The organism is Corynebacterium minutissimum, from assembly GCF_016889765.1.
Classification (GTDB): domain Bacteria; phylum Actinomycetota; class Actinomycetes; order Mycobacteriales; family Mycobacteriaceae; genus Corynebacterium; species Corynebacterium minutissimum_B.
In genome coordinates, this window is record NZ_CP069533.1 from 429196 (window position 1) to 443349 (window position 14154).

13 protein-coding genes are annotated in these 14154 nt (G+C 59.4%); 9 read left to right on the forward strand and 4 right to left on the reverse strand.

The annotated features are described in order from the left end of the window. Positions 1 to 51 precede the first annotated feature (51 nt). From glgX to I6J26_RS02025, 7 genes are all read left to right on the forward strand, one after another. Positions 52 to 2280 (forward strand): glycogen debranching protein GlgX, encoded by a 2229-nt coding sequence (gene glgX / locus I6J26_RS01995; protein WP_115022812.1) that lies wholly within the window; start codon positions 52 to 54, stop codon positions 2278 to 2280. A gap of 46 nt (positions 2281 to 2326) precedes the next feature. Further along, complete coding sequence (locus I6J26_RS02000) at positions 2327 to 3700, forward strand: exonuclease domain-containing protein (RefSeq protein WP_115022814.1); 1374 nt, start codon at positions 2327 to 2329, stop codon at positions 3698 to 3700. 130 nt (positions 3701 to 3830) lie between these two features. After that, positions 3831 to 4439 carry a hypothetical protein gene (locus tag I6J26_RS02005; protein WP_115022816.1) on the forward strand — a complete coding sequence of 203 codons (609 nt, stop codon included), beginning with the start codon at positions 3831 to 3833 and terminating at the stop codon, positions 4437 to 4439. A gap of 52 nt (positions 4440 to 4491) precedes the next feature. Next, entirely contained in the window at positions 4492 to 5496 is a 1005-nt protein-coding gene (locus tag I6J26_RS02010; protein WP_115022819.1) for a GTP pyrophosphokinase, read from the forward strand. A 462-nt stretch (positions 5497 to 5958) separates the two neighbouring features. Then, positions 5959 to 6663 carry an ATP-binding cassette domain-containing protein gene (locus I6J26_RS02015; RefSeq protein ID WP_115022821.1) on the forward strand — a complete coding sequence of 235 codons (705 nt, stop codon included), beginning with the start codon at positions 5959 to 5961 and terminating at the stop codon, positions 6661 to 6663. A gap of 19 nt (positions 6664 to 6682) precedes the next feature. Continuing rightward, positions 6683 to 7309 carry a hypothetical protein gene (locus I6J26_RS02020; RefSeq protein WP_115022823.1) on the forward strand — a complete coding sequence of 209 codons (627 nt, stop codon included), beginning with the start codon at positions 6683 to 6685 and terminating at the stop codon, positions 7307 to 7309. 66 nt (positions 7310 to 7375) lie between these two features. Beyond that, positions 7376 to 8440, forward strand: coding sequence for a hypothetical protein (locus I6J26_RS02025; RefSeq protein WP_147279339.1), 1065 nt, complete (start codon positions 7376 to 7378; stop codon positions 8438 to 8440). Positions 8441 to 8482: 42 nt separating this feature from the next. Here I6J26_RS02025 and I6J26_RS02030 read toward each other — a convergent pair whose 3' ends face one another. From I6J26_RS02030 to ilvA, 4 genes are all read right to left on the reverse strand, one after another. Continuing rightward, positions 8483 to 8869 carry an RNA-binding S4 domain-containing protein gene (locus I6J26_RS02030; protein ID WP_115022827.1) on the reverse strand — a complete coding sequence of 129 codons (387 nt, stop codon included), beginning with the start codon at positions 8867 to 8869 and terminating at the stop codon, positions 8483 to 8485. Between the two features lie 7 nt (positions 8870 to 8876). Further along, positions 8877 to 9113, reverse strand: a complete 237-nt coding sequence (locus I6J26_RS02035; RefSeq protein WP_039676041.1) for a hypothetical protein — start codon at positions 9111 to 9113, stop codon at positions 8877 to 8879. A gap of 63 nt (positions 9114 to 9176) precedes the next feature. Beyond that, on the reverse strand, positions 9177 to 9821 hold the full coding sequence (locus tag I6J26_RS02040; RefSeq protein ID WP_115024403.1) for a YigZ family protein: 645 nt from the start codon (positions 9819 to 9821) through the stop codon (positions 9177 to 9179). Then, positions 9821 to 11104, reverse strand: a complete 1284-nt coding sequence (gene ilvA / locus I6J26_RS02045) for a threonine ammonia-lyase IlvA (RefSeq protein WP_115022829.1) — start codon at positions 11102 to 11104, stop codon at positions 9821 to 9823. The genes I6J26_RS02040 and ilvA overlap by 1 nt, the downstream gene beginning before the upstream one ends. A 175-nt stretch (positions 11105 to 11279) precedes the next feature. Between ilvA and I6J26_RS02050 the strand changes: the two genes are divergently transcribed. Together I6J26_RS02050 and I6J26_RS02055 are read left to right on the forward strand one after the other, a co-directional pair. Next, positions 11280 to 13277, forward strand: a complete 1998-nt coding sequence (locus I6J26_RS02050; protein ID WP_115022831.1) for a choice-of-anchor I family protein — start codon at positions 11280 to 11282, stop codon at positions 13275 to 13277. Between the two features lie 100 nt (positions 13278 to 13377). After that, entirely contained in the window at positions 13378 to 14112 is a 735-nt protein-coding gene (locus I6J26_RS02055) for a hypothetical protein (protein WP_115022833.1), read from the forward strand. Positions 14113 to 14154 lie beyond the last annotated feature (42 nt).

Sequence of the window (14154 nt, forward strand, 5' to 3'; positions counted from 1 at the left end):
CCGATAGTTTAAGGTCAGCCGCATTCCCCAGAATTGGCTAAGCTGAACCCCATGACTGACACCCGTGCCGAAGCACCCCATTCCCGCCAGGTGTGGCCTGGTTCCCCATCCCCACTCGGTTCCACCTTCGATGGAGCCGGTACCAACTTCGCTATCTTTTCCGAAGTCGCTGAGAAAATCGAACTCTGCCTCATAGATCAAGACAACAACGAAGAGCGCATCGAACTCACCGAAGTCACTGCGCACGTGTGGCATGCCTACCTCCCCAACGTCACCCCCGGCCAGCGCTATGGCTACCGCGTCCATGGTCCCTACGATCCCGAGCAGGGCTTGCGTTGTGACCCCTCCAAGCTGCTTGTCGATCCCTACGCCCGGGCCTTCGATGGAGACTTCGACGGGGACGCCTCACTGTATTCCTATGACATCCATGCCGAAGAGCCAGGCACCGGCCGCAACGAGGAAGACTCGCTGGGCCACACCATGCTCTCAGTTGTCATCAACCCGTTCTTCGAGTGGCACGGCGACAACCGCCCCCACACCCCGGATAACGAAACCATCATTTACGAAGCCCACGTTAAGGGCATGACGATGACCCACCCGGAGGTTCCCGAAGAACTCCGCGGTACCTATGCTGGCATGGCGCACCCGGCCATCATCAATTACTTCAAGGACCTTGGCGTAACGGCAGTGGAACTGCTGCCCGTGCACCAGTTCCTCCAGGATGATCGCCTGCGCCAACTGGACCTGCGCAACTACTGGGGTTACAACACCTTTGGTTTCTTTGCCCCGCATGCAGACTATGCCTACGCCAAGAAACCCGGCGAGGTCGTCGCAGAGTTCAAGGCCATGGTTCGCGCCTTCCACGAAGCCGGTATCGAGGTCATCCTCGACGTGGTGTATAACCACACCGCAGAAGGCAACCATATGGGCCCCACCATCGCTTTCCGTGGCATTGACAACCATGCTTATTACCGCTTGGTGGATGACAACCCCGAGCACTACATGGATTACACCGGCACCGGTAACTCGCTGAATGTGCGCCACCCGCACTCGCTACAGCTCATCATGGATTCCCTGCGCTACTGGGTGACGGAAATGCGTGTCGATGGTTTCCGCTTCGACTTGGCTTCTACTCTGGCGCGCGAATTGGATGACGTCGATAAGCTCGCTACCTTCTTTGATTTGGTGCAGCAGGACCCCGTGGTATCCAAGGTCAAGCTCATCGCCGAGCCTTGGGACGTGGGACACAACGGCTACCAAGTTGGTAATTTCCCGCCGATTTGGAGCGAATGGAACGGCAAGTACCGCGACACCGTCCGTGACTTCTGGCGCGGTGAGCCAGCCACCATGGGTGAATTCGCCTCTCGCTTGACTGGCTCTTCTGACTTGTACGCCAACAACGGCCGCCGCCCCACTGCTTCCGTCAACTTCATCACCGCGCACGATGGATTCACGCTGCGTGATTTGGTGACATACAACGATAAGCACAACGACGCTAACGGTGAAGACAACCGTGATGGCGAGTCCCACAACCGTTCCTGGAACCACGGTGTGGAGGGGCCGACTGACGACGAAGAAATTAAGAAGCTTCGCCGCCGCCAGGTCCGAAACTTCCTCACCACCCTCCTGCTGTCTCAGGGCACCCCGATGCTCTGCCACGGTGACGAGCTGGGCCGCACGCAAGACGGCAACAACAACGTCTATTGCCAGGACAATGAGATTTCCTGGATTGACTGGTCCATGATGAATGAGGAAAAGAACGCCGCCATGCACGGCTTCACCAAGCGCCTCATCAACATCCGCCGCAACCACCCGGTCTTCCGCCGGCAGCGCTTCCTGGCCGGTGGCCCCTTCGGTTCTGATGTCAAGGACCGTGATATCGCGTGGCTCGTGCCTTCTGGCAAGCTCATGACTCCAGAGGACTGGGACTTTGAATTCGGTAAGGCCCTCATGGTCTACCTCAACGGCAATGCGATTACGGAAACCACTGCCCGTGGTGAGCGTATTACGGATGATTCCTTCATCATGATCTTCAATGCCCACCACGAGGACATCGAGTTCACTCTTCCCACCAAGGACCTGGGTGCTAGCTGGCGCCTCATCGTGGATACGTCCGATTCCGGCGGTTACCCGGACGAGGAGAAGATTATTGACGCTGCCGGAACCATCGTGGTTCAGCCGCGTACGACTCTTATCCTGCGCCAGACCGAACCACCCGTATTCGACGATGTCAACGAGGCAACAGAAGCCGCTGACTCTTCCGAATCGAAAGAGAACTAGACTGGCTTTTTATCTCCACTTTGAAAAGATGCCCTGAAAGGAATCCGTGTCCTATACCGCCCACGGTGCCGTCGTTGACGTCGCCGCCGATGCTCTGATTCTTCACCGCTCCCAGCTTGCAGCTTCCCTTGGCGCACCAGCCCACGAGGAAATCCCGCTGGCTGGGGCCACGGGTGTGGAGAGCTCGGCACCGACGGCAACCAGTTTCGGACAGGTTGTCGTACGTGGCGAAGGCGATACCGAACTCACTATCATTCGCATCGCTCCCGGCCAAGACGAGGAAACACTAGCTTCCGCAGTAGAGGCTGTTCTGCGCGGCGAGACACCAGCCGCCAGCGCAAGTGTCAAAGGGCTGAATTTCACCGCCGTTGACGTGGAAACAGCCAACGATAACTGGGGTTCCGTGTGCCAAATTGGTGCGGTCCGTTTCCGCGATGGTGAAGAAACCGAATCCCGCACGTGGCTGTGTACTCCTCCGCCCGGTTTGGAGTATTTCGACGAGGTCAACGTCAGCATTCACGGAATTACGGCGGATGACGTTGCCGATGCCTCTCCTTTCGCGGACGCCGCTGCGGAGCTCTTCGAATTCCTCGGCACGGACACACTTGTTGCCCACAATGCGCAGTTCGATTCAACTGCGCTTCGCACGGGCCTGCGCACGGCCAAGGCTCCTGTTCCGGATGTCCGCCTCGCCTGTTCTTTAGCATTGGCACGCGACGCCTCTCGTGCCGGCGTTATCGATGTGGCCAACCACAAGCTTCCCACCGTGGCATCCGTCGTCGGTGCGGAGGACTTCCAGCACCACGAAGCCACCGCCGACGCACGCGCGGCCGGCGCAATCGTCACCGGTCTCGCCCGCCGTTTCGGACACTCGGGTTCCATCGAGGATCTCTTCACCACTCGCGAGTTTGCATTGGGCACCTTGAGCGAAGAATCCGTCATCCCGGTGTTGCGCGCCAACACCTCACCGTTATCCGCGGCGGATCTGGGTGCGGGCACGGATTTCCGTGACAACACCCGCATGGCCGGCACCGAAACGAGCTCGAGGAAAAAGAACTCCGGCTCCAAGGACCGTCGCGGCCCAGCGCCCTGGCAATCAGTCGCTACCCCAGACACGATTCCGGACCCTAACCCCGACGCTGACCCTGAGGGCGCACTCTTTAACCAACACGTCACCCTCACCGGTGACTTTGAGCCTTTCGATAAAGGCCTGTTGTGGTCCAAGATTGCTGAGCGCGGCGGCCAGGTGGGCAAGAACGTGACCAAGAAAACCACCATCCTCGTCGTGGGACAGTGGGCTACGAAGACCTCCAAGGAAAAGCGCGCCGAGGAGTTACAAGCCAAGGGCCAGGACATCGCAATTTGGCCGGTGGACAAACTGCTCTCCGAACTCCAGCTCGACGAAGCTCCACCGTTTTAAAAATACGAGCGGCTAGGACTCACGGTGAGCTCCCCGAACAATTTTTCTGAGAAGCTGGGAACCGACGGGCATGCAGTTCAGTCCAATAAGGGCAAGAAATACATAAGCTCTACCCTTACCGGAGAACGCCATGACCGTTGCAGCTCCTTCTGCCCTCGATGTTGACCGCCTTTTACCGTCTCTGTGCCCGAGCAACGAGCTCAGCGGCGTGAAACTCTGTGATGACGGATTTGGTGACTCCCCTGCCAGCATCCAGCTCTCCCGCACGCTTTCCATGACGTTGACTCATGGCGAAGGTTCTTCGGTAAAACGCGTCAGCCAGCGTGCGCTCGACGATATGGGGCTCACGGTTCGCCAGGCATGGGACGCCTCGTCGCTCAACCTGCAGCGCAGGGCCCTGACGGACCAGGGCTTGCGCTTCTTTACTCGCCCCGCGGAACACAGCCTGCCCGGTGCTGACGGCAGCGTGGAGGTTCGTGCTCACCGCTGCTCTATCTCTGCGTGGTTGGCGCACCCACAAACGTTTGTCATTGTGGATAATCACCTTCGCCGTCTGACCCAAGCTCAGCGCATCACGTACCTCGTTCCCGACGCACACACGCTATTCGCTTTGACTGATACTCCTGACAGCACAGCAACCGCGTTAGCCGGCCGCGCTGGCGAACTGCGCCCACGCCATCGCCCCACACTGAGCCTGCGCCCACTAGTATTGGCTAACGGCTTTCCTTTGGAGGTATAGAACTACCTCCTTTCCCTCACTGCCGTGGCCGAAAGGAGTCGCGTTCTTACCGATGCCCGAATCCCCAATGTCTCGCCTGAGCAATCAATACCACTCCTGGGTTCACGCACACCCCACTGCGGCACAAGACTTCCTCGATGCCATCGAGGACTTGCTTAACGACGCCGGGATTATCTTCGACCGCGTGGCTACCCGCGTCAAGCAGTGGCCTTCTCTCAAGGCCAAGGCGAAGAAACGCCGCGAAAATGGCGAGCTTATGTACCCCGCACCGTGGGACGACATCCACGATGTTCTCGGCGTGCGCATCAACGTCTTCCACTCCACGATCATCCCGGAGACCATTGAGGTTTTGGGTGAAACCTTCAAGGTTGTGCGCTCAGTGGACAAGGCTGCGGAGACCCGCATTTCCGGCGGTTTCGGCTACGGCTCCCACCATCTCGTTCTCACGGTCACTGAAGATAGCGCTGCTGCCCTCGAAGAACTCGAGCCTTATGTGGGGTGGACCTTCGAGGTACAGATCCGCACTGTCCTGCAGCATGCTTGGGCTGAGTTTGAGCACGATATTCGCTACAAGCAGGGGCCGAACCCGCCTTCCCCGCAGGTCGATCGCCTCTTTACACTAGCTGCAGGTCTCATTGAGCTCGCGGATCAGCAATTCGATGAAATCGCAGCGCTGAAGGCTCCCAGCACGGATACCGATGAGGACATTGAGCTCACCGCGGAGACACTGCCAGGCGTGCTCGCCATCATTCTGGGTAACCGCTTCCCACGCTCCCGCTCGGAGCACTACCGCTTCCTGGCGGAGCTGCTAGAGAGCAACGGAATCAACCGTTTGAGCCAGCTCAAACAACTCTTGGATGATGATGACATCGCCCACGTGCACGACGCTATGCGCTACCGCTTTCGTCCAGGGCAGGTCAGGCTTATCGACGATTTGTTGCTCAACAAGTTCGGTTCCCAGCACATCGACGCCACATATGAAGCAGGTGACCGCCCCGACCGCAAGCGCCGCTTGAACGCACGCCTCAAGGCGCTACGCCGCTTTTCCGAAGAATAGCGCAGTCAACTGCTGACAATTATTTCCACTATGGTTTATAGTAGAAGAACCTTATTCATGTAGATGGGGTCTCCCCCCTGCTACCTACCTTCAGAAAGGATCCATCAATAAAGAAGCTAGCTGTTATTTTGACGCCTCCACTCATTTTGTCTGCGGCGGCGGTGTTCGGTCCCAGTGCCGCACAGGCCTCCCCTTCTGATTGTCACTATGAGGTAAACGGAAAAAGCGTTATCGGAAGCTGCAGCCAAGGGGATGGAGACTTCCGTATTCGCCTCGACTGCAATAACTGGCCCGATCAGACTTCCGCATGGACCGAAGCCGGCCGTCAGGCAGTCGCAACATGCGGCATCGAGCACCACCGAGGGGTAACGTTCGAAGTTCGCTAACCCCGCCACAGTTCTTACACATAGCGCGAGCATCAATATTTCGCGCTCTAATTTTCATTCACGTATGAGGTAGCCTGTGCTGTCACTTAATCACGTTTCCGTTGCCTACAAGAAAAAGCAGGTAGTAACCGACGTCAGTTTTGACGTGACTGACGGCGTCCACGCCCTCTTAGGTCCCAACGGAGCAGGCAAGTCCTCCATACTCAAAGCCATTGTCGGACTGGTTCCCACAGCTGGTGGCACGATTGAGCTTGACGGGATTGCTGATCCGCGGCAGCGGAAGCTCCACGTGGGGTATCTCCCGCAGGACAATCTCCCCACAAGCTCTTTTACGGTAGCCGAGTTTCTGCACTATATGGCGTGGCTCAATAAAATTCCGCGTGGCACCGCCGGCGCCGAGGTTGCGAAAGCACTCGCATTGACGCATCTTAAGGACTATTCCTCCGACAAGATCCGTAACCTCTCCGGTGGCACACGGCGGCGAGTAGGGATTTCAGCTGCCTTACTCGGTAGCCCGCGGCTCCTCGTACTCGATGAGCCTTCCGTGGGGCTCGACATCATACAGCGACAAGAATTGTGCACTGCAGTTTCTTCGATCGCGGCGACAACTCCGGTACTGCTCACCACGCATATTGTGGATGATGTAGCGAGTGTAGCCACGGATGTGACAATTCTTTCGCATGGGTCTGTGGCCTTCACCGGTTCGCTCTCCGAGCTCACACCGGGTGGCAACTCCGCTGAGGCCATCGCGTCCGCCTATACGGCGTACGCGGCTACATAAGCGGAACAATGGTGGCACAATGACGACAAGAACAGACCCCAAGCAGCTCGTCCCGCACTATGGATGGCTGCTGTGGGCGCGATTCCAGAACTTACCCATCGCCGTCATCGCGGCGGTATGCACGGCACTGACCGCGAAGGCGGTGTTGACGGCCATCAGCCGCCCTGGGGCCACAATTGAAGATAGTCATCTGTTTATCGCTATCGCCGCGAGCGCGTGTCTCACCATCGCGATGAAAAAAGAATCAGCGCTGGAGCGCACGCGTGCCCGCTCCCTCGTGGCACGGCGGTCCATGCTCCTCCTCGTCTTTGCTGCAGTCATAGGAGTCATCAGCGTGATGTGCTTCGGCTTCACCACCGCCCCGTATGCCGGGCTGGCCTGTGCGCGCGACTGCAGCTTCCTTCTCGGATGCACATGTATCGTTTCGCGTGTACTTCCCAACCTGTACCTCTGGGCGGTCCCTCTGCTTGTAGGGTGCGTATCCTTATTCTTTTCACCGTCCTATCCTTTGCCCACGATGGAAACCCTCTGGCTGCCGCTCAAATCACCCGGCCTGTTGTTCACGCAAGACGGCGCCTTCGACGGAAGTTGGTTCATCGCCACTGGTGCCATCGTACTGGGAGTACCACGTTTTATCCTGCGCTAGTTTCCCGCCCCACGCACCACGGTGTGTAGTACTTCTCACGCTATCGATTGGATCTCAATGTCATCTGTGACCACGCGCCCTGTTGCCGACTCTGCCGCGCCGCCCGCCGCATACTGGCTTCGAGGGGTGCTCCGCATCCAGAAACTAGTCCTGTTGGGACTCATCACCGGATTGTTCCTCGCGGTCTTTGCGTGGACCTCCGTAAGCGATTGGGGAGGGAGTGTGTACATGCTCCTCGATACAGCAGCCTCCGCCACGCCGTTTATGGTGGCGTGGCTGGCAGGCGTTGGTGTCACCGTCGGCCAGTGGCGGTGGCGAAGTGGAAGCGCACAGTGGGATTACTTTAGTCCACGCGGCAAGGCTGTACCGATAGCGTTAGGCGCTGTAGGCGGAGGGCTTCTGCCGCTTGTAGGAATGACCGTGTACCTCGCTGTAACGGTGCCGCTGGCACTGTATGGCAGTCTCCACGATGGCCTCGACAGCGCCACCATCATGGCCGACGTGCGCGACAGCATTCCTCTTATATTCGCGCTTACAGCACGATTCTGCGCGGTGTCCTGTGTAGCGGCTTCAGTCGGCGGGTGCGTTCGCTACAAGTTTCTCGCCGCGCTGGCAGCCGTCGTGGTCTTCGTCGCTACCATCATTGCCGCTTTCAACTTCGAGCTCATGGGCGAACACGAGCGGCTGGACTCAGCCAGCATTGCAGACCTGGAGTGCACGGCGACCGCTCCCACAGTCTGCGGGCTCCCTACCAACCAGGCTTATTTTGCAGCCGCGCAGGAATCGCTTACACACTATATGGAGGGCTCACCCTACGGTGATGTACTGCCGGACAAGATACTCGTCACCGATTCGTCCTTTCGTGACGTCCCAGAACAGCTCCGCAGCGACTTTCCCATCGCTCTGCAGCTCATGCGGCAACGGGCGATCACCGCTCCCCACCGCTTGGCCGCTGAGGAGACTGTATCTCAGAATATCTCGCTCTCTCTGGCACATGCCTGTGCTGCTCCATTGTCAGACGAGTCAACGCGCGTGCAGGAGATTCTAAACGGCACCCCGAGGAATCCGGGAGAAAAAGAGGCCAACTCCACAGAGCTGGAGGACCTCCTTTCCTGCATCAACCACCGCTAACTCCCCCCCCCTGCGTGGCAAGGTGCACCAGACCGGCGCGCACTAACGGAAACCGCCGCGGAACTTATCCATCTGCCGGCGCTCCTTCTTCGTGGGGCGGCCGGTGCCCCGGGCACGGACGGGGACGGAGGGGAGAAACTCCTTCGGTGGTGGTGGTGGCGCGTGATCGATATAGCAAGTTCGCGCCACGGGCGCGCCGACGCGCTTAGAAACGGTGGCAAGGACCTCGAGGTCATGCTCGTGGTGGTTACGCCACACGCGTACGCGGTCGCCGGGGACAACCTGCTGGGCGGGCTTGGTGGCGTTGCCGTTGAGTTTGACGTGCCCAGCGCGCACTGCGGTGGCGGCCTCCGAGCGGGTCTTGAACATACGGACGGACCAGACCCAGGCATCAATGCGTACTGGGCGCCCGTCGGGCTGGTTGACCATACGGCTCTTAAAGGTTGTGGTTTTCGTTGACGATCTTCTGGATCTTTACCCAGTTGTAGACGCCACCGACCACGGCGACGACGAGGCCAATGGCCATCCACGTCCAGAACCCAGTAAGCGCCCAGCCCAGCAGGATGCCGCCGCCGATGCCACCCACGACAGCAATAGCGCCGTTGCGAGCGTGCGTGCGTACAGCCTGCTTCCGCTTTTCAATGGGGTTATTAGGGCGTCGCTGCATAGTCATGCTGCCAATTCTACAAGGCAACCATGTCGTGCGAGGAACTACGAGCGCGGAACTACGAGCGCGCTAGTGCGAAAGCTCCACCCAGGCGGTGCCGGCTTCCTTTGGAGCAACCTCACCTTGGGTCAAGGCGGCCAGTGTGGCCGTGAGCTCTTCCTCGCCACCCGGGGCGACGGACACAGTAAAGGTAACCGCTTGGCCGTAGGCAGTATCGACAATGTCCACGCCGCGGTTGCGCAGGTCCGCCTCCAAGCGGCCGGCATCAGCATGGGAGACCTCCAGCGTGTAGAGCTCACGCAAAGCGCGGGTAGCGCGCTCGACGTGTTCCATCGTCTCACTCACAGCGCCGCCATAAGCGTGGACCAAACCGCCCGCGCCCAGCTTGATACCTCCGAAGTAGCGCACCACGACCGCGCAGATGTCCAGCATCCCGGACCCTTTGAGAACGTCCAGCATGGGTTTGCCCGCGGTGCCGGAGGGCTCACCATCGTCAGAGGAGCGCTCCACTGGGTTCGCGGCATCGACGTGGTAGATGTACGCCGAGCAGTGGTGGCGGGCGTCGGGGAAGCGGTCCCGGGCAGCGTCAATGAACGCGCGTGCTTCCTCTTCGTTAGTCACGCGGCCGATGAGGGTAATGAAGCGGGAGCGCTTGATCTCAATCTCATGCTCATAGAGCTCGCCGGCAATGGGGCGCTGATAGCTTTCCAGCATCATGCGACGAGGAAGTCGTACTCAGGAGTACCAGGCTTAAGCTGCTGGCAGTGCAGCTTAGAGTCTGTCATTCTGCGCAACAAACCATCAATGCCGGAGGCGGCTCCCAGCTCAATACCCACGAGCGCGGCACCGGTTTCGCGGTTATTGCGCTTGAGGTACTCGAACAGCGTGATGTCGTCCTCTGGCCCTAGCACGTCTTGGAGGAAGTGGCGTAGCTGACCTGGCTCCTGTGGGAAGTTCACCAGGAAGTAGTGCTTCAGACCTCGGTGCACGAGGGAGCGCTCCATGATTTCGGCGTAGCGCAACACATCGTTATTTCCGCCGGAAATCACACACACGACAGTCGACCCCGGCTGCAATTTCAGGGATCGCAAACCCGTCACACTCAACGCACCGGCGGGCTCCGCAATGATGCCTTCGTTCTGATACAAGGCCAGCTGCTCCGTGCACACCGCACCTTCAGACACATTATCCCAGTGCAAACGCCCCTGGTTGGCCTCCAGAATCTTGAAAGGTACGTCACCAATTCGCTTCACCGCAGCGCCATCGACGAAGGGGTCAACGGTCTCCAGCGTCACTGGTTCGCCAGCGTCGAAAGCAGCGCTTAACGACGCCGCCCCGGCCGGCTCAATCCCCACCACCGCTGTGCGCGGGGCCATGTCGGCAAGGTAGGACGTGATCCCAGAGATGAGTCCTCCTCCGCCCACGGGGACGATGACGGTGTCGAGGGCCTTGCCCAATGAGGACAGCTGCGCCACAATTTCGGCGGCCACGGTACCTTGACCAATGACAGTATCGCGGGCGTCAAAAGGCTCGATGAAGAATGCTCCACGCTCGGCGGCATCAGCATGTGCAGCGGCCGCCGCCTCATCAAAATTGGCTCCGGTGACAACGAGCTCCACGAAGTCCCCGCCGTGAACGAGGATGCGGTCACGCTTCTGCTTCGGCGTGGGTTCTGGGACAAAAATCTTGCCTTGAATTCCCATGGTCCGGCAGGCATAGGCGACGCCTTGAGCATGATTGCCTGCCGACGCCGTCACGATGCCCTGCGCGCGCTCCTTGTCACCAAGGTTGGACATTCCATAAATGGCGCCGCGGATCTTGTACGAGCGCACATCCTGGAGGTCCTCCCGCTTGAGATAGACCTCGTAGCCGGTCTCCTGGGACAGGCGTGGGCAGTATTGCAGTGGGGTCGGAGCAATCTCCGAGCTAATCCGCGATTGGGCCAACTGGATGTCGGAGGCGTGGACTGGCTCGAAGTCTTCCGGGGTACGTGTCATGCTGGCTCATTCTACGCTCTACAGAGTGCCCCGCATGCATTACCTAGCATTCGACCGATTCACCAAAGGTTTACTCAAATCTTCTCCTGTCGTTACTCTCTGTTCTCCGAATGGGGACGGTGTGACACGTACGGTGGTGCGGAATCTTTGTCGTCTCAACGCTAGGAGTTCTTCTATGTCTCGCTCTTTCTCTCGCCGCGCGCTTGCCCTGTGTGTTGCTACCGCCACCAGCGTAAGCTTGGCCGTTCCGGCAGCGTCCGCCAAGATTGTGGACAATGTCCACGTGCACTCTGCGGCTAACGCTAGCCTCAAGGTCAGCCCTATCGGCACTTATGAATCCGGCGTGTATGAAGAGTCCGCTGCGGAGATCGTGGCCTTCCACCCAGCATCCAAGCGCATTCTGACCGTCAATGCCCACGCCGGCCAGATTGATGTTATCGATGCCGCCGACCCGACCAATCTACAGCACATCGGCTCTATCTCTGCTGGTGACGGCAAGGAAATTAACTCCGTGGCCGTGCGCCCGGACGGCCTGGCTGTCGCCGCCGTTCAGCAGGAAGACAAGACTGAGAACGGTGAAGCTCTGTTCTTCAACGCCGCAGCGGAGAACCTGAATTCTGCAGAGCTCGGCCGGGTTGAGGTAGGCGCTCTGCCGGATAACGCTCACATCACCGCTGACGGTGGTTACGCGCTGGTGGCCAACGAGGGCGAGCCGTCCGACGAGCTCAACGCCGAGGGCACCGATTACGTGACCGACCCGGACGGCTCAGTATCCGTCATCACGCTGCCGAAGGATGTTACTGCTCCCTCCGAGGCCGACGCCCGTATCGCGGATTTCACGGCCTTCGATGACCAGGAGCTCCCCGAAGGCGTGCGTGTCTTCGGCCCCTCCGGCCATGACTCCAAGCCGTCCATCGACTTCGAGCCGGAGTACATCTCTTCCCAGAACGGCAAGGCTTTTGTGTCGCTGCAGGAGGCCAATGCCATTGCCATCGTCGATATCGAGTCCGCCACCGTCGAAAAGATTGTCCCAGCCCACGTTGCTGACCACAGCAAGACTCCGCTCGACCCGTCCAATAAGGATGGCAAGGCTGAGCTGCGCACCATCCCGGTGAAGGGCCTCTCCATGCCGGACTCCGTCGGTGCTTTTACTACCGGCGGCCAGACCTACTTCGCCACCGCTAACGAAGGCGATGCCCGCGAGTGGGGCGTGAAGGAAAAGGATGGCGGCTCCGGTGTTTACACCGATGAGGTAGAGCTTAAGGACCTCATCGAGGAGGGCAAGGTGTGCGAGGGCACGCTTGGCGATGTCTCCGCGGACGACCTCGCCGACAAAAAGCGCGCCGGCAACCTGAAGCTCACCAATGCGTCCGGCTGGAATGAGGAGAAGGGCTGCTTCGACGAGCTGTACTCCTACGGCTCCCGCTCCTTCAGCATCTACGACGCTGAGGGCAACGTTGTCTTTGACTCCGGCGCTGAGTTTGAGCAGATCACCGCTGAGCTCAACGAGCCAGGTATCTTCCACCACAACGCTGACAACGAAGAAGCAGAGTTCGATGACCGCTCCGACAACAAGGGCCCCGAGCCGGAGGCACTCGTCGTTGGTACCGTCGGCGAGCGGACCTACGCTTTCATCGGTGCGGAGCGCGTAGGTGGCATCTTCGTCTACGATGTCACCGACCCGGCCAACGCTTCCTTCGTCACCTACGTCAATAACCGTGACTTCTCCACCGATGAGTACGCCGATGCTGGCGACCTTGGCCCAGAGGGCTTCGCCTTCGTCGACAAGAAGGACTCCCCCACTGGTGAGTACCTGCTCGTCGTGGGCAACGAGGTCTCCGGCACCACCACCGTGTACTCCGTTGAGGACCTCCTCGCCGCCGAGGAAGACGAAGACGCCGACCAGGGCGACGGCAAGGACACGGATAAAGACAAGGACAAGGACGAGCAGGACACTCCGAAGAAGCCAGGCAACGATGCCGGTAAGGACGGCAAGGGCTCTGCAGACAAGAGCTCCAGCAGCGTCTCCGGCGGCATCATCGCTGGTTCCGTCATCGGCGTCATTGCTGCGCTGGCCGCCACCATTGGTGTGCTGCGCGTCCCGGGTATCCGCGAGACTGTCCTGAGCCTTGCACCAGCTCCGCTGCGCGCTCAGTTGGAGAAGTTCCTCTAAGCCCTATCCACCCCGCGGGAAGGGCTGCTACATTGAAGTGAGCTTTTTCCAAGAAGCCCTTTCACACCTGTCCTTTCCCTTCCCAAGGAGAACCCTCGATATGCGTCTTTCCACCTCCCTCGTCGCCATCTGTGCCACGACCATGGCGCTGGTCACCCCACTGGCCGCTGCTGATGATTCCTCTGCGTCAGCCAGCTCGACCGCGACAGCCACCTCAACCGTGGCTGACTCGGCCTCCCCGGAGTCCGCCACGCAGGACGCCTCCGAGGAAGCTTCCGAGGAGAAGGCTGCTAAAGACGTATCCGAGGAGAAGGCTGCCGAGGAGGCCGCGCAGGAGCCGGCAAAGGACTCTTCCAAAGCTCTGGGAAGTTCTCTGAATGTTGGCCATACCAGCACCAAGGATCTCTCTCAGGAGTGTGCCGACCAGGTCAACCAAGCGCGTAAGGACCACGAGGCTGCCGTCGCTGATGGCACCGCAGGTTCGTCGTTCATGGGCCCACAAGAGCTGGCCAACGGTGTGCTCAACGGCTATGGCTCCTCCGGCATGCCGGACACCCCGGATTGCGTTGAGGAAGAAAAGGAAGCGAAGCTGCAGAAGGATTGGGACGAAATGCCCGAATTCGTTCAGTCTGCACGCCCAACGGAGAAATCCAAGGAGATTTACGCCTGGGTTGGCGGTGCTCTGGCATTGCTCTCCGTGGGTATTCGAGTTCTCGTCCTCGCGGCTGAGTTCGATCCTTCCATCCTGAATGGTCTGCGTGCTTTCCTCAAGAGCATGGGCTTCTACTGGGATAACTCCAAGAAGAAGGAAGAAGTCGAGAAGGCCGAAGACTAATCCCGCTCCAATGGGGATAGTAAAGGAGGCGCTGCGAGATTT

What these genes read in the sequence shown, in the direction of transcription:
- glgX (WP_115022812.1), top strand. Translation starts at nt 52, where the DNA reads ATGACTGACACCCGTGCCGAAGCACCCCATTCCCGCCAGGTGTGGCCT.
- I6J26_RS02005 (WP_115022816.1), top strand. Translation starts at nt 3,831, where the DNA reads ATGACCGTTGCAGCTCCTTCTGCCCTCGATGTTGACCGCCTTTTACCG.
- I6J26_RS02010 (WP_115022819.1), top strand. Translation starts at nt 4,492, where the DNA reads ATGCCCGAATCCCCAATGTCTCGCCTGAGCAATCAATACCACTCCTGG.
- I6J26_RS02020 (WP_115022823.1), top strand. Translation starts at nt 6,683, where the DNA reads ATGACGACAAGAACAGACCCCAAGCAGCTCGTCCCGCACTATGGATGG.
- I6J26_RS02030 (WP_115022827.1), bottom strand. Translation starts at nt 8,869, where the DNA reads ATGGTCAACCAGCCCGACGGGCGCCCAGTACGCATTGATGCCTGGGTC.
- I6J26_RS02035 (WP_039676041.1), bottom strand. Translation starts at nt 9,113, where the DNA reads ATGACTATGCAGCGACGCCCTAATAACCCCATTGAAAAGCGGAAGCAG.
- I6J26_RS02040 (WP_115024403.1), bottom strand. Translation starts at nt 9,821, where the DNA reads ATGCTGGAAAGCTATCAGCGCCCCATTGCCGGCGAGCTCTATGAGCAT.
- ilvA (WP_115022829.1), bottom strand. Translation starts at nt 11,104, where the DNA reads ATGACACGTACCCCGGAAGACTTCGAGCCAGTCCACGCCTCCGACATC.
- I6J26_RS02050 (WP_115022831.1), top strand. Translation starts at nt 11,280, where the DNA reads ATGTCTCGCTCTTTCTCTCGCCGCGCGCTTGCCCTGTGTGTTGCTACC.
- I6J26_RS02055 (WP_115022833.1), top strand. Translation starts at nt 13,378, where the DNA reads ATGCGTCTTTCCACCTCCCTCGTCGCCATCTGTGCCACGACCATGGCG.